This window comes from Enterobacter sp. RIT418, from assembly GCF_003057745.1.
Classification (GTDB): Bacteria; Pseudomonadota; Gammaproteobacteria; order Enterobacterales; family Enterobacteriaceae; genus Enterobacter.
Map to the genome: position 1 here is coordinate 116,963 of NZ_QBJD02000012.1, position 18,007 is coordinate 134,969.

At 58.1% G+C, this 18,007-nt stretch carries 17 protein-coding genes; 7 read left to right on the forward strand and 10 right to left on the reverse strand.

From position 1 onward, the window contains the following. Positions 1–10 precede the first annotated feature (10 nt). The gene (locus DBY73_RS15280) at positions 11–1,006 is read right to left on the reverse strand and encodes an acyltransferase (protein ID WP_112011940.1); all 996 of its coding nucleotides are present in this window, start codon (positions 1,004–1,006) and stop codon (positions 11–13) included. Between the two features lie 184 nt (positions 1,007–1,190). On the opposite strand from DBY73_RS15280, the gene DBY73_RS15285 reads away from it, so the two are divergent. The 4 genes from DBY73_RS15285 to DBY73_RS15300 all read left to right on the forward strand — a co-directional run bounded on the left by DBY73_RS15285 (position 1,191) and on the right by DBY73_RS15300 (position 6,521). Further along, complete coding sequence (locus DBY73_RS15285) at positions 1,191–1,496, forward strand: YsaB family lipoprotein (RefSeq protein WP_112011941.1); 306 nt, start codon at positions 1,191–1,193, stop codon at positions 1,494–1,496. A gap of 161 nt (positions 1,497–1,657) precedes the next feature. Further along, positions 1,658–2,569 carry a glycine--tRNA ligase subunit alpha gene (gene glyQ / locus DBY73_RS15290; RefSeq protein WP_003860141.1) on the forward strand — a complete coding sequence of 304 codons (912 nt, stop codon included), beginning with the start codon at positions 1,658–1,660 and terminating at the stop codon, positions 2,567–2,569. 9 nt (positions 2,570–2,578) lie between these two features. Then, on the forward strand, positions 2,579–4,648 hold the full coding sequence (glyS, locus tag DBY73_RS15295) for a glycine--tRNA ligase subunit beta (protein ID WP_112011942.1): 2,070 nt from the start codon (positions 2,579–2,581) through the stop codon (positions 4,646–4,648). A 253-nt stretch (positions 4,649–4,901) separates the two neighbouring features. Then, positions 4,902–6,521, forward strand: coding sequence for an ABC-F family ATP-binding cassette domain-containing protein (locus DBY73_RS15300; protein ID WP_112011943.1), 1,620 nt, complete (start codon positions 4,902–4,904; stop codon positions 6,519–6,521). Positions 6,522–6,562: 41 nt separating this feature from the next. Here DBY73_RS15300 and DBY73_RS15305 read toward each other — a convergent pair whose 3' ends face one another. Continuing rightward, positions 6,563–6,850, reverse strand: coding sequence for an HTH-type transcriptional regulator (locus DBY73_RS15305; protein ID WP_112011944.1), 288 nt, complete (start codon positions 6,848–6,850; stop codon positions 6,563–6,565). A 332-nt stretch (positions 6,851–7,182) separates the two neighbouring features. On the opposite strand from DBY73_RS15305, the gene DBY73_RS15315 reads away from it, so the two are divergent. Together DBY73_RS15315 and cspA are read left to right on the forward strand one after the other, a co-directional pair. Beyond that, positions 7,183–7,893, forward strand: coding sequence for a DUF3053 domain-containing protein (locus DBY73_RS15315; RefSeq protein ID WP_112011945.1), 711 nt, complete (start codon positions 7,183–7,185; stop codon positions 7,891–7,893). 245 nt (positions 7,894–8,138) lie between these two features. Then, positions 8,139–8,351 carry an RNA chaperone/antiterminator CspA gene (gene cspA, locus DBY73_RS15320; protein WP_003860775.1) on the forward strand — a complete coding sequence of 71 codons (213 nt, stop codon included), beginning with the start codon at positions 8,139–8,141 and terminating at the stop codon, positions 8,349–8,351. A 58-nt stretch (positions 8,352–8,409) separates the two neighbouring features. Here cspA and ghrB read toward each other — a convergent pair whose 3' ends face one another. The 6 genes from ghrB to DBY73_RS15355 form a co-directional block, all read right to left on the reverse strand. After that, the gene (gene ghrB / locus DBY73_RS15325) at positions 8,410–9,384 is read right to left on the reverse strand and encodes a glyoxylate/hydroxypyruvate reductase GhrB (protein ID WP_112011946.1); all 975 of its coding nucleotides are present in this window, start codon (positions 9,382–9,384) and stop codon (positions 8,410–8,412) included. Positions 9,385–9,410: 26 nt separating this feature from the next. Then, a complete protein-coding gene (locus DBY73_RS15330; protein WP_112011947.1) occupies positions 9,411–10,691 on the reverse strand; it encodes an MFS transporter in 1,281 nt (426 codons plus the stop codon). A gap of 170 nt (positions 10,692–10,861) precedes the next feature. Beyond that, positions 10,862–11,800, reverse strand: coding sequence for a sugar kinase (locus tag DBY73_RS15335; RefSeq protein ID WP_112011948.1), 939 nt, complete (start codon positions 11,798–11,800; stop codon positions 10,862–10,864). Positions 11,801–11,803: 3 nt separating this feature from the next. Beyond that, positions 11,804–12,553, reverse strand: a complete 750-nt coding sequence (locus tag DBY73_RS15340; RefSeq protein WP_112011949.1) for a sugar phosphate isomerase/epimerase — start codon at positions 12,551–12,553, stop codon at positions 11,804–11,806. A gap of 103 nt (positions 12,554–12,656) precedes the next feature. Beyond that, positions 12,657–13,673: a LacI family DNA-binding transcriptional regulator gene (locus DBY73_RS15345; RefSeq protein WP_112011950.1), complete on the reverse strand. Its 1,017-nt coding sequence runs from the start codon at positions 13,671–13,673 to the stop codon at positions 12,657–12,659. A 186-nt stretch (positions 13,674–13,859) separates the two neighbouring features. After that, a complete protein-coding gene (locus DBY73_RS15355; RefSeq protein ID WP_112011951.1) occupies positions 13,860–14,522 on the reverse strand; it encodes an OmpA family lipoprotein in 663 nt (220 codons plus the stop codon). Between the two features lie 212 nt (positions 14,523–14,734). On the opposite strand from DBY73_RS15355, the gene DBY73_RS15360 reads away from it, so the two are divergent. Then, positions 14,735–17,014, forward strand: coding sequence for a molybdopterin guanine dinucleotide-containing S/N-oxide reductase (locus DBY73_RS15360; protein WP_258458742.1), 2,280 nt, complete (start codon positions 14,735–14,737; stop codon positions 17,012–17,014). On the opposite strand, the gene DBY73_RS15365 is transcribed toward DBY73_RS15360, so the two are convergent. Continuing rightward, complete coding sequence (locus DBY73_RS15365) at positions 16,977–17,423, reverse strand: N-acetyltransferase (RefSeq protein ID WP_112011953.1); 447 nt, start codon at positions 17,421–17,423, stop codon at positions 16,977–16,979. The genes DBY73_RS15360 and DBY73_RS15365 overlap by 38 nt on opposite strands. Next, on the reverse strand, positions 17,401–17,982 hold the full coding sequence (gene tag, locus DBY73_RS15370) for a DNA-3-methyladenine glycosylase I (RefSeq protein ID WP_112011954.1): 582 nt from the start codon (positions 17,980–17,982) through the stop codon (positions 17,401–17,403). The genes DBY73_RS15365 and tag overlap by 23 nt, the downstream gene beginning before the upstream one ends. Positions 17,983–18,007: the final 25 nt, after the last annotated feature.

The window sequence follows — 18,007 nt, forward strand, 5'->3', positions numbered from 1 at the left end:
GTTCCACTGGCTAGCTTACAAACCTGCGCGTATCGATTTTTTGCAGCAGCATCGACAGCAGCAGGCTGACGGCCAGCGTAGCGGTGAAAATCCAGACGATATCCAGCGCGGGCCAGCTTTTCAGCTCCACCCCTCGCGTGCGTAGCGCGTGGATCACCAGCGCATGAAAACCATAAATGCCCAGAGAGTGGCGTGAGACGAACGCCAGTACCGGAAGAGGGCGCTCGTTCAGCGTATTTTTTACCAGCGTCAGCAGCGACACGGCGCAGATAAAGACCATCGGGCCGCAATAGAGATACCAGGTATCGGCAAAGTTGCCGCGCCACTGCAGCTCGTGCAGCGTCCCACGCGATATGACCACCACGGCGAGGACACATAGCGCTCCGCACAGCCAGTTCATCCCGCGCCTGCGGGTGTCCATCATGCCGATCGCACGCCCCAGCATGCCGTAGAGGATGTAGTAAAAGGTATCGCCGTTGATGTAGAGATTTACCGGCAGCCACTCAAAGCCGTCTATTTTCTGCGAAACGGTATTGGGGTTAGCCACGATGCCAATCACCACCATCAGCGCCAGCAGCATCTTGCCGCTAACGTTTTTTACCTGGATCAGAGGCGAAACCAGATAAATAACGAGTATGGCGAAGAAGAACCACAGGTGGTAGAACACCGGTTTTTGCAGAAGATTTTTAAGGCTTAACTCGGCGTTGATTGAGGTGAACAGGACGATGTAAAGCAGCGCGACGGCGCTGTAGAACGCCAGGCATGACGCAATGCGAATGAAGTGTTTTGGCTGGGCGCTACGTTCGCCAAAAAAAAGAAAGCCTGAAATCATAAAGAACAGCGGCACGCTCACGCGGGAGGCAGAGTTAAGAATATTCGCGATGCCCCAGTTAACAGGGCTGATGCTGTGGGCGTTAGTGACATACCAGGTCGTGGTATGGATCATCACCACCATCAGGCACGCTATGCCCCGCAGGTTATCAATCCAGCTAATTTTTGACTGCATCAGTTCCCCTGTATTCCTTGTAAAAACAGTGTGACCACCAGAGTGCGTAAGCTTTCCGTTAGAAAAATCTGACTTTTGTTGCGTAAACTTGCACGGAAGCAATGAGATTCGCAGAATGCCAAACCGTAATCTATAAAAGCAGTGATATTAAAAATAACAGCCACAGGCCAGGGCGGTAATAAAAATGATGATCAAGCGCGTGATGACGCTCGCTCTGCTGCTTACGCTTGCAGGATGCAGTGGTTCGCCAGAAGCACCTGTGCAAAAAGCGCAGCAGGGCAAAATTAGCCCGGAACGTTCACTGAATATGGAATCACTCTGCAAGGACCAGGCCGCACGCCGCTATAACTCGGACGTGCAGAAGATTACCGTCACCGGCCTGGAGCGCTATCAGGGAAGCTATGAGATGCGGGGCAATACTGCGCGTAAAGAGGGCTTTGTCTGCTCTTTTGACGCGGACGGCCAGTTTTTGCATCTCTCCATGCGCTAGCGTGCGCGCATAATCAGCGGTCAGAGCGCCTGAAGGCGCAGGCCTGCAGGCCTAATTTCCCAATTTTCCCGAAACAACCCCGTTTCGTACTGTATATCTTGCAGCCAGCGGGTATACTGGTCCCTTCCATTTAAAACCACACGTATCCAGCACGAAATACTATGCAAAAGTTTGATACCAAGACCTTTCAGGGCCTGATCCTGACCTTGCAGGATTACTGGGCTCGCCAGGGCTGCACCATTGTTCAACCATTGGACATGGAAGTTGGCGCAGGCACTTCACACCCGATGACCAGCCTGCGCGCGCTGGGGCCAGAGCCGATGGCAACGGCCTATGTGCAGCCATCCCGCCGTCCTACCGATGGCCGTTACGGCGAAAACCCGAACCGACTGCAGCACTACTATCAGTTCCAGGTGGTCATTAAGCCCTCTCCGGACAACATTCAGGAGCTGTACCTTGGGTCGCTGAAAGAGCTGGGCATGGACCCAACCATCCACGACATCCGTTTCGTGGAAGATAACTGGGAAAACCCTACGCTGGGTGCCTGGGGCCTGGGCTGGGAAGTGTGGCTGAACGGCATGGAAGTGACGCAGTTTACCTACTTCCAGCAGGTTGGCGGTCTGGAATGTAAACCGATCACCGGTGAAATCACCTACGGTCTGGAACGTCTGGCGATGTACATTCAGGGCGTAGACAGCGTTTACGACCTGGTCTGGAGCGACGGCCCGCTGGGTAAAACCACCTACGGCGACGTGTTCCATCAGAACGAAGTGGAGCAATCCACCTATAACTTCGAGTACGCGGACGTGGACTTCCTGTTCACCTGCTTCGAGCAGTACGAGAAAGAAGCCCAGCAGCTGCTGGCGCTGGAGACTCCGCTGCCGCTGCCAGCCTACGAGCGTATTCTGAAGGCCGCCCACAGCTTCAACCTGCTGGACGCCCGCAAAGCCATCTCCGTGACTGAACGTCAGCGCTACATTCTGCGTATTCGTACCCTGACCAAAGCCGTTGCAGAAGCTTACTACGCGTCCCGTGAAGCCCTTGGCTTCCCGATGTGCAACCGAAACAAATAAGAGGCGGCCATGTCTGAGAAAACTTTCCTGGTGGAAATCGGCACCGAAGAGCTGCCACCAAAAGCCCTGCGCAGCCTGGCTGAATCTTTTGCTGCGAACGTGACCGCCGAGCTGGATAACGCTGGCCTGGCGCACGGTAAAATTGAATGGTTTGCTGCACCTCGCCGTCTGGCGCTGAAGGTAGCAAATCTGGCGGCATCCCAGCCGGATCGTGAAGTTGAAAAACGTGGCCCGGCGATTGCCCAGGCGTTTGACGCGGAAGGCAAGCCGAGCAAAGCGGCTGAAGGCTGGGCGCGCGGCTGCGGTATTACCGTCGATCAGGCCGAGCGTCTGACCACCGATAAAGGCGAATGGCTGCTGTATCGCGCCCATGTTAAAGGCGAAAGCGCGGAAGCGCTGCTGCCCAACATGGTTGCCACCTCGCTGGCCAAGCTGCCAATTCCTAAGCTGATGCGCTGGGGCGCGTCCGACGTGCACTTCGTGCGTCCGGTACACACCGTGACCCTGCTGCTGGGCGACACCGTCATCCCTGCCACCATCCTGGGCGTCGCGTCCGATCGCGTGATCCGCGGCCACCGCTTTATGGGCGAGCCGGAGTTCACCATCGACAACGCCGATCAGTACCCGCAGATCCTGCTGGAGCGCGGTAAGGTCATTGCCGATTACGAGCAGCGTAAAGCGAAAATCAAAGCGGATGCCGAAGAAGCGGCGCGTAAGATTGGCGGTAACGCCGACCTGAGCGAAAGCCTGCTGGAAGAAGTGACCTCTTTGGTTGAATGGCCGGTGGTGCTCACGGCGAAGTTCGAAGAGAAGTTCCTGGCCGTTCCGGCGGAAGCGCTGGTGTACACCATGAAGGGTGACCAGAAGTACTTCCCCGTCTACGCCAACGACGGCAAGCTGCTGCCAAACTTTATCTTCGTCGCTAACATCGAATCCAAAGATCCGATCCAGATTATCTCCGGCAACGAGAAGGTGGTTCGTCCACGCCTGGCGGATGCGGAGTTCTTCTTTAACACCGACCGTAAAAAGCGTCTTGAAGATAACCTGCCGCGCCTGCAAACCGTACTGTTCCAGCAGCAGCTAGGTACGCTGCGCGACAAGACCGACCGTATTGCGGAGCTGTCCGGCTGGATTGCGCGCGAAATCGGCGCTGACGTGAACCACGCGACCCGCGCGGGCCTGCTGTCCAAGTGCGACCTGATGACCAACATGGTGTTCGAATTTACCGACACCCAGGGCGTTATGGGCATGCACTACGCGCGTCACGATGGTGAAGCGGAAGACGTTGCTGTCGCTCTGAACGAACAATATCAGCCGCGCTTTGCGGGTGACGATCTGCCGTCTAACCCGGTGGCCTGCGCCGTGGCGATTGCCGACAAAATGGACACCCTGGCGGGTATTTTCGGCATCGGCCAGCATCCAAAAGGCGATAAAGACCCGTTTGCGCTGCGTCGTGCCGCGCTGGGCGTGCTGCGTATCATCGTTGAGAAGAACCTCAACCTCGATCTGCAAACCCTGACCGAAGAAGCGGTGCGTCTGTACGGCGACAAGCTGACCAACGTGAAAGTAGTGGATGACGTTATCGACTTCATGCTCGGTCGTTTCCGCGCCTGGTATCAGGACGAAGGCTACACCGTCGATACCATTCAGGCGGTGCTGGCGCGCCGTCCGACGCGCCCGGCAGATTTCGACGCGCGTATGAAGGCGGTGTCCCACTTCCGCACGCTGGAAGCGTCATCTGCGCTGGCGGCGGCCAACAAGCGCGTATCCAACATTCTGGCGAAATCCGACGAGACGCTCAACGAGCGCGTGAACGCCGCGACGCTGAAAGAGCCGGAAGAGATCGCCCTCGCCATGCAGGTTGTGGTGCTGCGCGACAAGCTGGAACCGCTTTTTGCTGAAGGTCGCTATCAGGAAGCGCTGGTGGAGCTGGCCGAGCTGCGCGAGCCGGTGGATGCCTTCTTCGAAAAGGTTATGGTCAACGTAGAAGACAAAGAGCTGCGCGTTAACCGCCTGACGATGCTTGAAAAACTGCGCGAGCTGTTCCTGCGCGTAGCGGATATTTCGCTGCTGCAGTAATGCGCCTGCTGCCCGGCAGCGCTGCGCTTGCACGGGCCAATTCATGCTCAAAACCCGCTTCGGCGGGTTTTTTTATGGCGCGCTGCTGAAAAATTAACCTTGTAACGGTCAGCAATATACCGCTATCCTTACCCCGTTAACTTTCTCCTCAGGAGCGCCCCCCGAAAATGAACAAACACGACTGATGAATTTCGATCCTTGCTAAACGCGACCGCGTCGGCAGGGGATGTTTTGATTTCATTCAGGAGTGCTTATGGCTCATTTTGCGCAGTCCCCTTCTTTTATTTTGCATCAGATCACCTGTCAGTTTGCGACGGGCGATACCCTTTTTGGCCCGCTGAATCTCGCGCTGGAGCCATCCCTTTGCGGGCTGGTGGGGCGTAACGGGAGCGGAAAAACGCGGCTTTTGCGCCTGCTCGCGGGGATAGACGAACCCGCCAGCGGTCATATTGAGCGTTTTGGCACGGTTGCCTACGTGGCACAACAGCACGATATTTACCCGCATACCACGCTGGCGGAACTCCTTGGTTTTTCCTCAATCTTCGCTGCAAGAGAGCGCATCGATAGCGGCAATTATCAGCCTGAAGATCTGGATAACCTGGACGGATACTGGGATTTAGCCGAGCGTCTGTGCGATGCCTTTATCGATGCAAAGCTTCCGCCATTTGAACCGAACAGGCCTGCCGCAGCGCTCAGCGGCGGCGAGCGCATCCGCGCGCTGCTTTGCGGGGCGTTTACCGCAGGTGCAGATTATCTGCTGCTGGATGAACCGACCAACCACCTCGATCGGCAGGGCCGGGCATGGTTTTACGATCAACTTGGCCGCTATCAGGGCGGCGCGCTGGTGGCCTCCCACGATCGTGAGCTGCTCTCCCGGGTGCCGCGCATTCTTGAGCTCAGCGCCGCAGGCCTGCGCAGCTACGGAGGCGATTACGCGGCCTACCAGCGCCAGCGTGATGCCGAGCAGCAGGCCGCCCGCTCGGCCCTGGAGCACGCGGCGACGGAGCGGAAACGCACCCGCGCGCGTATGCAAAAAGAGCATGACGACAGCCAGAGGCGCTCGGCAAAAACGCTGCGCACCGTCGATACGCTCAATATCGCCTCGTTCGAGCGGGTCAAATACAAAGGCGCGGCAAAGGAGCGCATCGGTGCCTGGAAAAAGCAGCATAGCGATCAAAACGAGGCGCTGAATGCCGCGGTAAACAAGGCGCGCGAGCGGGTGGAGGAGGATAGCCCGGTCATGTTTACCCTCCCAGGCAGCCGCATTGCCGAAGGAAAACAGGTGCTGGTGCTTGAGGATCTGGTACTGCCGCATGTGACTATCCCGCCTCTTAGCTGGCGAATGGATGGCCCCATGCGCGTGGCGCTGCGCGGACCGAACGGCTGCGGGAAATCCACCCTGTTGAGAGCGATCCTGGGAACAGAGCCTGCTGTCTCGGGTGCCTGCCAGCGGTCGGTGGCGTGCGCGTATCTCGATCAGCATCTGTCGCAGCTGGATCTTTCCCTGTCGGTGATGGCGCACCTCAACCTGAGCAATACGCCGCTGGAAGCGGGCGCGCTGCGCACCCGTCTGGCGCAGCTTCAGCTGGGCGCGGATAAAGTGACGCTCCCGCTGGCCGAGCTGAGCGGCGGTGAACGCCTGAAGGCCGCGCTTGCCTGTGCGCTGTGGCGAGAAGAGGCGGCACGGCTTTTATTGCTGGATGAACCCACGAACCATCTTGATTTAGCATCCGTTCAGGCGATCGAGGCGGCGCTCGCCGAGTTTCCCGGCGCGCTGCTGGTCGTATCACATGATGAGGCTTTCCTGAAAGGGCTCGGGCTGACGCATGAGCTGGTATGGGGAGAAAACGGCTGGCGTTGTGAAAGCCTTTAACACACAAACCCCCGCAACGGCGGGGGCGGAAACAAACTTTTTTACGCTATCTGCTTGCTGAGGGCAGGGTTCGCCTGAATCAGGCTCATCAGCTTTAACTCGGTTGGTGTGGGCTTTTCGCGTTTCGATTCCCACTCCAGCACCATCGCCACGCTGACGCCCATGGCTCTGGCGAATTCATCCGTTTTGAGTCCAGACCCTTTGCGTAATCGCTCAAATTCGGTAAAGGGATTGGATTTCTGTTGCAGAGTAATCGTCTGCGGGACATCTTTAAAAATAATCTGTTCCAGGCTGCTCAGCAGCTCAAACTCAGGATCTTTTAATTCCATTGAGAACTCCTCTTAAATCACACTGCGGGATCGTGAACAATAGAGAGCCTGTTAAGAATAGTCTCTGGAACAAACATCGGATCGTCACGGGTGTGATTAATCGTGCGGTAATGAATGCCTTAAGCGTTTCAGCTCTCGGAAGGGGAAGGCTAATGCTCTGATTACGCATAAAACACTTAGCCAGCGTATTTTTTTGTAAATAGTCAGAAATAAAACGGCAATAGCCGTTTTGCGTGAAAAGGGTATCTTGCAGCGCTGACCTGGACTATTCTTGTAAGCCGTCAGGCACGCGTGTGCCGGTGTGCGCTTTTTTGGGTGAAAGGAGTAATAAAATGGCGACAGGAAAGTCCTGCTCTCGCTGGTTTGCGCCTATTGCGGCGTTGTTGATGGTAGTTAGCCTGAGTGGGTGTTTCGATAAAGAAGGCGATCAGCGCAAAGCGTTTATCGATTTTCTGCAGAATACCGTGATGCGCAGCGGCGAGCGTTTGCCAACGCTGACTGCGGATCAGAAAAAACAGTTTGGACCCTTCGTCTCTGATTACGCGATCCTTTACGGCTATTCGCAGCAGGTGAGCCAGGCGATGGATTCCGGCATTCGTCCGGTAGTGGACAGCGTTAACGCGATTCGTATGCCGCAGGATTACATGACCCAGCGCGAGCCGCTGCGTCAGTCTAACGGCGCGCTCGGCGTGTTGAGCCAGCAGCTGCAAAACGCAAAAATGCAGGCTGATGCGTCCCGCTCCGCGCTGAAGCAGGGCGACGATCTCAAGCCGGTCTTCGATAAAGTGTATGAGAAAGTGGTAATCAAACCGTCTGACGCCCTGCAGCCGCTGATCCCGGCCGCGCAGATTTTCACTCAGCAGCTGGTGCAGGTGGGTGATTTTATTTCTCAGCAGGGTACGCAGGTGAGCTTTGTCTCTAACGGCATCCAGTTCCCGACTTCCCAGCAGGCAAGCGAATACAACAGCCTGATTGGGCCGCTGGCCTCCCAGCACCAGGCCTTCAGCCAGGCGTGGAGTGCGGCAGTCGCCGCGACGGAATAAGTGCAAAACCCCGCTTCAGGCGGGGTTTTTTTATCATTGATCAAAATAACGCTTGTCATTCATCTACCACATCGGTATAACTATCCCCGTCGGTTTGTTACACAGACCTAAAGCAGTTTAGTTAAGCAGTCCAGATTGTTATCCATAGATACCCTTCGTAGTGACCCTTCCTTCATCGCTTAAAAATCTGTAACGCAATCCATCAAGCCGGAAGGCACAATATATTTGTTAATAAGGTAATTTCTATGTCTGCTAAAATGACTGGTCTGGTAAAATGGTTCAACGCTGATAAAGGTTTCGGCTTCATCACTCCTGACGATGGCTCTAAAGATGTGTTCGTACACTTCTCTGCTATCCAGAACGATGGCTACAAATCTCTGGACGAAGGTCAGAAAGTGTCCTTCACCATCGAAAGCGGCGCTAAAGGCCCAGCAGCTGGTAACGTTGTAAGCCTGTAAGCTTCCAACCCAGTAGCACAAAATTCAAAAACCCGCCTTCTGGCGGGTTTTTTCGTTTCTATCCCTGAACCTGCGGGTTCACGCAGTTTTTCTCCACCCTTCCGCCCAGCGCGGCGATCAGGTTATCCACGGCGGTGGCCGCCATGTTGTAGCGCGTCTCATGGGTTGCCGAACCGATGTGCGGCAGCGCGACCACGTTGGGCAGGCTGAGCAGCGGCGAATCGACGGGCAGCGGCTCCTGCTCAAATACGTCCAGACCGGCCGCGTGGATGTCACCCTTCTGCAGCGCCTCAATCAGTGCCTTTTCATCTACCACCGGGCCGCGGCCTGCGTTAATGAAAATGGCCGATTTTTTCATCTTCTCGAATGCCGGCTTGCCAATCAGATGATGCGTTTCGTCCGTGAGCGGCAGGATAAGGCACACGTAGTCCGATTCCTGTAACAGGGTGTCCAGCTCGCAGTAGCGGGCGTTGAAACGCTCTTCCGCTTCGCCGTGGTGGCGACGTGCGTTGTACAGAATCGGCATGTTGAAGCCGAAATGGGCGCGCTGCGCTAACGCCAGGCCTATGCGGCCCATGCCGACAATCCCCAGCGTTTTGCCGTGAACGTCTACGCCGAACCAGTCCGGTCCAATGCTTTTGGTCCATTCACCGGCCTTAACGCGCTCTGCCACTTCAACCACGCGGCGGGCCGTAGCGAGGACGAGCGCCATCAGCGTGTCGGCCACGGTTTCCGTCAGGGCGTGCGGCGTATGCATAAGCAGGATCTTACGCGCGTTGAGCGCATCCACGTCGAAGTTGTCATATCCCACGGAGACCGTAGAGGTTGCACGAAGCTTCGGCATTTTCTCCAGCAGCGCGGCATCCACCTTCTCGCTTGAGCCCAGCAGCCCTTCGGCGATGGCGAACGCATCCGCATGCTGTGCCACCGTCTCCGGGCTGAGGTTTTTCACCTGCGTCACGGTGAAATGGTCTTCCAGGCGTTTATGCAGATCTTCGGGCAGTGCTTTATACAAAATGACGGACGGCTTCATGCTAATCTCCGTGAATGTTGAAAATGTCAGGCGTGGCGTGCGCCGACGGGCAATTGCTGATTATTAGCAGGCTTCACAATCAGAGTTAGCCATACTGAGGCGAAAAGCGCCACCCCCATGAAAATGTACGAGGCCGACGGGCTGCCGGTGGCGCCGTTCAGATAGCCGACAAACCAGGAGCCGAAGAACGAGCCGAGCGCGCCCATGCTGTTGATCAGCGCCATTGCGCCGCCCGCTACATTGCGCGGCAGCATCTCCGGAATGATGGCGAAGAAGGGACCGTAGGGGGCGTACATTGCCGCGCCGGCGATCACCAGCAGGGTATAAGAGGCCCAGAAGTGATTCGCGCCGACGGCCCAGGAGCCGATAAAGGCAAAGGCGGCAATCAGCAGCAGCGGCCAGACGAACAGCTTGCGGTTTTGCAGCGTGTCCGATGCCCAGGAGGCGATAATCATAGCAACGGTAGCGGCCAGATAGGGTACGGAAGAGAGCCAGCCCACTTCCACCATGCCGAGGTTTTCCCCGCCGCTGCGGATAATGGACGGCAGCCACAGCACGAAGCCATACACGCCGATGCTCCAGGTAAAATACTGCGCGCAGAGTAAAATCACGTTGCGGGAGCGGAAGGCCTCGCCATAGTTACGCACCGCCTTCAGCCCCTGCTGTTCTTTATCCAGCTGCGCCTGAAGCGCGGCTTTTTCATCTTCCGAGAGCCATTTCGCCTGTGCAGGCTTATCTTTCACCAGCACCCACCAGCAGAAGGCCCAAATCACCGCCGGCACGCCCTCAATAATGAACATTTCGCGCCAGCCGAAGGACTGGATAAGGTAGCCGGAAACGACCGACATCCACAGCACGGTGACCGGGTTCCCGAGGATCAGGAAGGTGTTGGCGCGTGAACGTTCGGACTTCGTGAACCAGTTGCTGATGTAGATCAGCATGGCGGGCATGACCGCCGCCTCCACCACGCCGAGAATGAAGCGAATGGCGGCCAGCGCAGGAATGTTGTTGACCACGCCGGTCAACGACGCGCAGCCGCCCCATAAAATCAGGCAGATAAAGATCAGCTTGCGTACGCTTCGGCGTTCCGCATAGATCGCGCCGGGGATCTGGAAGAAGAAGTAGCCCAGGAAGAAGAGGGCGCCCAGCAGCGAAGAGACGCCTTTGGTGATCCCCAGATCCTCGGTGATCCCCGCGGCGGATGCAAAGCTGAAGTTGGCACGATCGAGATACGCCAGGCTGTACGTGATAAACACGATAGGCATGATGTACCACCAGCGTTTTACTGCATTGGTCGAACTGTTCATAGGCTTGCCTCTGTTGTTGAGGTTGTTACCGCCGTTGTCTGTAGGGTACACGGTGGTTTGTTTTGTTGAGTGCGATTTATGCCCCCCTCACCCCGGCCCTCTCCCCAAAGGGGAGAGGATGTCGCAAGTTCCCTCTCCCCTTTGGGGAGAGGGTTAGGGTCAGGGGTAATTTAGATGCCGAGCTCTGCTCGTGTCGGCAACCCTTCGCTGTCGCCCTGAACCTGAATGGCCAGCGATCCGATTTTGTTGCCTCGCGCGACGGCGTCCCGCAATGATTTTCCTTCCAGCAGGGCGCTCACCACGCCGACGGCGAATCCGTCGCCTGCGCCCACGGTGTCGACCACGTTCTCCACTTTTACGGCGGCGACGGCGCCTTGCTCGCCATCTGCGGTTTTGAACCACGCGCCGTCTGCTCCGGTTTTCAGCACCACGGCCTTCACGCCTTTGTTCAGGTAGAAATCAGCAATGCCTTCCGGCGCCTTTTGTCCGGTCAGAATCATCCCTTCCTTCACGCCGGGCATTACCCAGTCGGCCTGGAACGCGAGGCGGTTAAGCTTTTCGATCATCTCCGCTTCGCTTTTCCACAGCACCGGGCGCAGGTTGGGGTCGAACGAGATAGTCTTGCCCTGCGCCCTCATCGTTGCGGCAGCGTGATCCAGAAGTTCATATGAGCTGGCAGAGAGAGCAGCCGCTACGCCGCTGAGGTGCAGGTGGCGCGCCGAAGCAAAATAGCCGGCGTGATAGTCGCTCACCGAGAGATGGCTCGCCGCCGAGCCTTTACGGAAATACTCCACAATGGGATCGGTTCCATTTTCGACTTTAGATTTCAGCTGAAAGCCGGTGGGGAAGCGGGCATCAAGGGTCACGCCAGCGGCGTCGATGCCCTCTTTTTTCAGCGAGTCCAGAACGAAATGGCCAAAGCTGTCGTCGCCCACGCGGCTGACCCAGCCGACGCTCAGCCCGAGGCGCGCCAGCCCGGTGGCGACGTTAAGTTCAGCGCCCGCCACGCGCTTGATGAAGTGCTCAACCGCGCTCAGCTCGCCCGTTTCGGTAGCGACAAACATGCCCATGGCTTCGCCAATAGTGATGACATCCAGCGTTTTGTGCATGGTTTACTCCTCACGCAGCAGGTTAACGTAGCGGCGGGTGACGGCGGTTAAATCCGGCCCCTCCAGCGGAAACTCAATGCCGCGCGGCGCATCGGCAGGCAGTTGATCCAGCAGCGCCAGCCAGCGCGCGTCGGTGGCGTCCGGCGCAACGGCGCGGAAGTTATCTTTGTGCGGTACGGCGGCTTTTACGTGGATATAGCTCACGGCGGGGGCCAGATGGCGCGCGGCCTCTTCAGGCGAATCCCCCACCCAAAGCCAGTTGCCCATGTCGAAGGTCAGCGTGACGGGCAGCGCAAGGACCCGGCAGGCCGCCTGGAAGCGCTGCATCGGCGCGAGCTGGCCGCAGTCGGTCTGGTCATTTTCAACCACCAGCGCCATGCCGCTTTCGTTCAGCAGCGCGCGCAGGGCTTCAAGCGGGTGTTTATCGCGGAAATGGCCGAGTGAAACCTTCAGCCACAGGGCGTTGATCGCGCTGGCTTCTGCCAGATAGCCGGGAAGGTCCGGATTGAGCGTACCGTCGGGCATAAACAGGGCGGCAGGAGCGGAGTAACATGCCAGCAAGCCCATCAGCTCTATCGATTCACCGAGCGCGGGCAGGGCCAGCAGCTCGTCATGGCGAAACAGCTCGCGGCGGATCTCCACGCCGTCGGCACCAGCGCCAGCAATCACGGGAAGCATAGCCCGCTGGCCGCCTGCCTGTCGTACCTGGTCCGCGCCGTACGCGGCGGTGACCACCATTATTTTCCTGCTCATTGCCCGGCTCCATCACGTCATCGATAGTATTACGCTAGATGGAACCGGTTCCAAAGAAAAGGTCAGGATGTTGAATTTATGATCGGTATCACGAAGGGAAAAATTAACGCGCGGTGGAGCCGCGAACGATCAGCTCGCCGGAGAAGACCTGCTCACGAACGGCGTCGCTGGTGCCTTCAATACGGCGAACCACCTGTTCTACAGCAGCATAGCCAATCTGCCAGGTGGGTTGTTTGAGGGTCGTAATGCCGACGCCCGCCAGCTCGGCCCATTCAAGCTCGTCAAAGCCGAGCAGGCCAATATCGCTGCCCCAGTGCAGGCCGATGCGCTTCAGGGCGCGGGCCACCTGCAGCGTCAGCGCGCCGTTGGCGGAAATCACCGCTTTGCGCATGCCGCGATGGCGGGTATGGAACTGGCGCAGGAGATTGTCGAGCTGCTCGGCTTCATGCAGCGGGGTCTCTGCATTTTCGGCGATAACGCCGGGAAAACGCGCCAGCGTGGCGCGAAACGCGCCCAGACGTTCGCGACGTGTATTCACCATGCCCAGCGGCTCGCTCAGAAACAGGATCGCTTCAAACCCTTGCTCAATAAGATGCTCCGTGGCGGTGGTGGCTGCCTGAACGTTATCCAGACCGACCACGTCGCAGGCAAATTCAGGGATTTTGCGGTCAATCAGCACCATCGGCAGGGAGGACTGCTGCAGGCGGTTTAGCCCCTCCTCGCGCATGCCGACCGCGTTGACCACGATACCTTCCACCTGGTAGCTGCGCAGCAGATCGAGATAGTGCTGCTCCTGATCGACCTCGTTGTTGGTATTGCAGACCAGCGGCGTAAAGCCTTTTTCGCGGCAGGCGGCCTCAATGCCGCTCAGGACGTTTACCGAATAGGGATTGGTGATATCGGCGATGATCAGCCCGATGAGGCGGGTGCGGCCGCGCTTGAGCCCGCGCGCCATAATGCTGGGGCGGTAGTCGAGATCGGCAATGGCTTGCTCAATGCGTGCCAGCAGCGCGTCGGACAGCAGGTGCTTCTCGCCGTTAAGATAGCGTGAAATGCTGGTTTTTCCGGTTTTCGCGGCTTTCGCCACGTCGCTGATGGTGGCCCGTGCTGATTTGCGCATCGCTGATGTCCCTGAAGTAAGTGAGAACACCTTAGCGGGAAAATCTGGCGAATCAAGCATTTTGCCGGGTGGCGCTGCGCTGACGGGAGGTTGCGGTCTGATGCCCTCACCCCGGCCCTCTCCCATAGAGAGAGGGGGAAAACCAACCATTCCCTCTCCATTGTCACGGGGAGAGGGGAAATACGGTTACTGGATAGGGCTTAACGTAATCTCTACGCGACGGTTCTGCGCTTTGCCTTCCGTTGTGCTGTTGCTGGCAATTGGATTTGCCGGACCCATACCGCGGGTGCGGATGCGGCTTGCGTCAACGCCCTGCGTAATCAGCGAGCTGGCAACGGAATCCGCGCGCTGCTGCGACAGACGCATGTTCAGATCCTGGCTGCCGGTGCTGTCGGTATAGCCCATCACGTTGACGGCGGTCTTGCTGTACTCTTTCAGTACCATCGCCACGCCGGTCAGGGTGTTTGCTCCGGCAGGCTTCAGGGTTGCGCTGCTGCTGTCGAAGGTCACGTTGTTTGGCATGTTAAGGATGATGTTGTCCCCGCTGCGCGTCACGCTCACGCCGGTACCTTTCATCTTGTCACGCAGTTTTGCTTCCTGCACGTCCATGTAATAGCCGACGCCGCCGCCCAGAGCCGCACCTGCCGCCGCGCCAATCAGCGCGCCTTTGCCGCGATCTTTCTTAGAAGAGGAGAGGGCGCCAACGCCTGCACCGACCAGTGAACCAAGACCTGCGCCGATGCCGGATTTCCCCGCTTCGCGCTCGCCGGTGTAAGGGTTTGTTGTGCAGCCTGAAACAGCCAGGGCACCGCTCACCAGAGCGGCAATGACGAGTACACGTTTTTTCATCTTATTTCCTTAATCCTTTTTATTCTTTGCCACGACGCACGTGGCAGTTGATTATGACGTCCGGATACGGAGAAAATTCCGGGTATAACTCTGAAATTTGTGACAAACCTTAAACAGCCTCAGCAAGAAGGCCGTAAAACCTGCAGACAACCAGGAGCGCACGCTTGAGCACCTCAATAAAAACGATTTTGACCGCTGCCCACTGGGGGCCGATGCTGGTCGAAACGGACGGCGAAAATGTGCTGTCATCCCGCGGGGCGCTGCCCACGCAGCACCCCAATTCTCTGCAAACCGCGGTGCGCGACCAGGTACACAGCAAAACCCGCGTGCGCTGGCCGATGGTACGTAAAGGTTTTTTAGCCTCCCCGGACAAGCCGCAGGGCGTTCGCGGGCAGGATGAATTTGTGCGCGTGAGCTGGGACGACGCGCTTACGCTTATTCACGCGCAGCATAAGCGCATCCGCGACGGCTACGGCCCGTCGTCCATCTTTGCAGGCTCTTACGGCTGGCGCTCTAACGGCGTGCTGCATAAGGCATCGACCCTGCTGCAGCGCTACATGAGCCTGGCGGGCGGCTATACCGGACACCTGGGGGATTACTCAACCGGCGCGGCGCAGGCGATCATGCCGTACGTCGTCGGCGGGAATGAGGTTTACCAGCAGCAAACCAGCTGGCCGCTGGTGCTGGAACATACTGACGTGGTGGTGCTGTGGAGCGCCAACCCGCTCAACACGCTGAAGATTGCGTGGAACGCGAGCGACGAGCAGGGCATTGGTTACTTTGACGCGCTGCGTAATAGCGGCAAGCGCATTCTTTGCATTGACCCGATGCGCTCAGAAACGATGGATTTCCTCGGCGACAGCGCAGAGTGGATAGCGCCGCACATGGGCACCGACGTGGCGATGATGCTGGGCATCGCGCATACGCTGGTTGAAAACGGCTGGCACGATGCGGATTTCCTTTCGCGCTGCACCACGGGCTTCGACAGGTTTGCAGATTACCTGACGGGTCAATCCGACGGCACGGCCAAAACCGCCGAGTGGGCGGCGGAGGTTTGCGGCGTTAGCGCTGATAAAATTCGCGAACTGGCAGCCTTATTCCACAACAATACAACGATGCTGATGGCCGGCTGGGGGATGCAGCGCCAGCAGTTTGGCGAGCAAAAACACTGGATGCTGGTAACGCTTGCGGCGATGCTCGGCCAGATCGGCACGCCGGGCGGCGGCTTTGGCCTCTCCTACCATTTTGCCAACGGCGGAAACCCAACGCGTAAGGCGGCGGTGCTGGCTTCGCTCCAGGGATCGGTGCCGGGGGGCGTGGACGCGGTCGATAAAATTCCGGTGGCGCGCATCGTGGAGGCGCTGGAAAACCCCGGCGGGTTCTACCAACACAACGGGCTGGATCGCCACTTCCCGGACATTAAGTTCATCTGGTGGGCGGGCGGCGCTAACTTTACCCATCATCAGGATACGAATCGCCTGATCCGCGCCTGGCAGAAGCCGGAGCTGATTGTGATCTCCGAGTGCTTCTGGACCGCGTCAGCCAGGCATGCGGACATCGTCCTGCCGGCAACGACGTCGTTCGAGCGTAACGATCTCACCATGACCGGGGATTACAGCAACCAGCATATGGTGCCGATGAAGCGCGTGGTGGCGCCGCGCGACGACGCGCGCGATGATTTTGAGGTGTTTGCCGAACTGAGCGAGCGCTGGGAACGCGGCGGGCGCGAGCGCTTTACCGAGGGCAAAACGGAGATGCAATGGCTGGAAACGTTCTATCAGATTGCCGGCCAGCGCGGTGCCGCGCAGGGCGTCACGCTGCCGCCGTTTGCCGAGTTCTGGGCAAAGAATGCCCTCTTCGAAATGCCTGAAAGCGAGCAGAACGCGCGGTTCATTCGCTTCGCCGATTTCCGCCGCGACCCCGAGGCGCATCCGCTGAAAACCGAAAGCGGGAAGATTGTGATTTATAGCGACCGCATCGCCAGCTTTGGCTATGCCGACTGCCCGCCTCACCCCGCGTGGCTGGAGCCGGACGAGTGGCACGGCAACGCCCAGCCGGACCAGCTGCAGGTGCTCTCCGCCCATCCTGCGCATCGCCTGCACAGCCAGCTTAACTACTCGTCGCTGCGCGAGGAGTACGCGGTCGCCGGGCGCGAGCCTGTCACCCTGAATGCAGAAGATGCGAAAGCGCGCGGGATTGAAAGCGGGGACGTGGTCCGCGTCTGGAACGCGCGCGGCCAGGTGCTGGCGGGCGCGGTGGTGAGCGAGGGGATTAGGCCCGGCGTGCTCTGCATTCATCAGGGGGCCTGGCCGGACCTGGAGCCGAGCGAAGGCGGCATTTGTAAAAATGGCGCGGTTAACGTGCTGACCAAAGATCTCCCCAGCTCGAAGCTGGGGAACGGCTGCGCGGGGAATACTGCGCTGGCGTGGGTTGAGAAGTATACCGGGCCTGAGCTTACGCTAACGGCGTTTGATCCGCCTCCCACCTCATGATCCAGGTGGGGTGCTGAGTGTCATCCTGCCAGGCGCTGTCTTCAATGCGAAACCCCTGGGAGTGGTAAAAATTCACCGCCCGCACGTTCTTCTGGTATACCTCAAGGCTTAAATTTGGGTAGCGCTGCTGAACATGATTCAGCAGCGCGCGCCCGATGCCTTTGCCGATGAATGCCGGCGCGACGAACAGCGCGCCGACGAAATGCAACTCCATCACGCTGACAAAACCGCGCGGTTTTCCGTCCTCTTCCCATACCCAGGTTTCAGCGGAGGGAAGGTAGATGTCCCGCACCATGGCTTTATTCTCTTTCCAGTAGCCAGCGTCGATAAACGGATGCGCTTCGGTGGTGCTTTCAAGCCACAGGCTTAGAAGCGGCGCGGTGTTTTCATTTTGCCATTTGCGGATCATGCTGGTCTCCGGTGTAACACATGCAGCCGGTGATGTGGTCGTTCACCAGGCCGCACGCCTGCATGAAGGAGTAACAGATCGTGGACCCCACAAATTTGAATCCTCTCTTTTTCAGCGCCTTAGAGAGCGCGTCTGACGCAGGCGTGGAGGTGGGGATTTCAGCCAGCGTGGCGGCACGCGTGACCTGCGGCGCGTTGTCGACGAAGGACCAGACAAACGGTGAGAATGGTTCTCCGTTTTGCTCCATGACAAGGTACGCGCGAGCATTTCCGATAATGGCCTGGATTTTGCCGCGGTGGCGGATGATGCCGGTATCCTGAAGCAGCCTCTCCACGTCCTCTTCGGTCATCGCCGCAACCGCGGCAGGATCAAACTGGTGGAAGGCGTTGCGATAGTTCTCTCTTTTTTTCAGCACCGTAATCCAGGAGAGGCCCGCCTGCTGGCCTTCCAGGCAAATCATCTCGAAGAGTTTTTGGCCGTTAGTTTCCGGCACGCCCCATTCCCTGTCGTGATAGTCGATATAAAGCTGATCCTGGCTTACCCAACCGCAACGCTGCATAGGTTATCTCCGTTATTAATCTCGA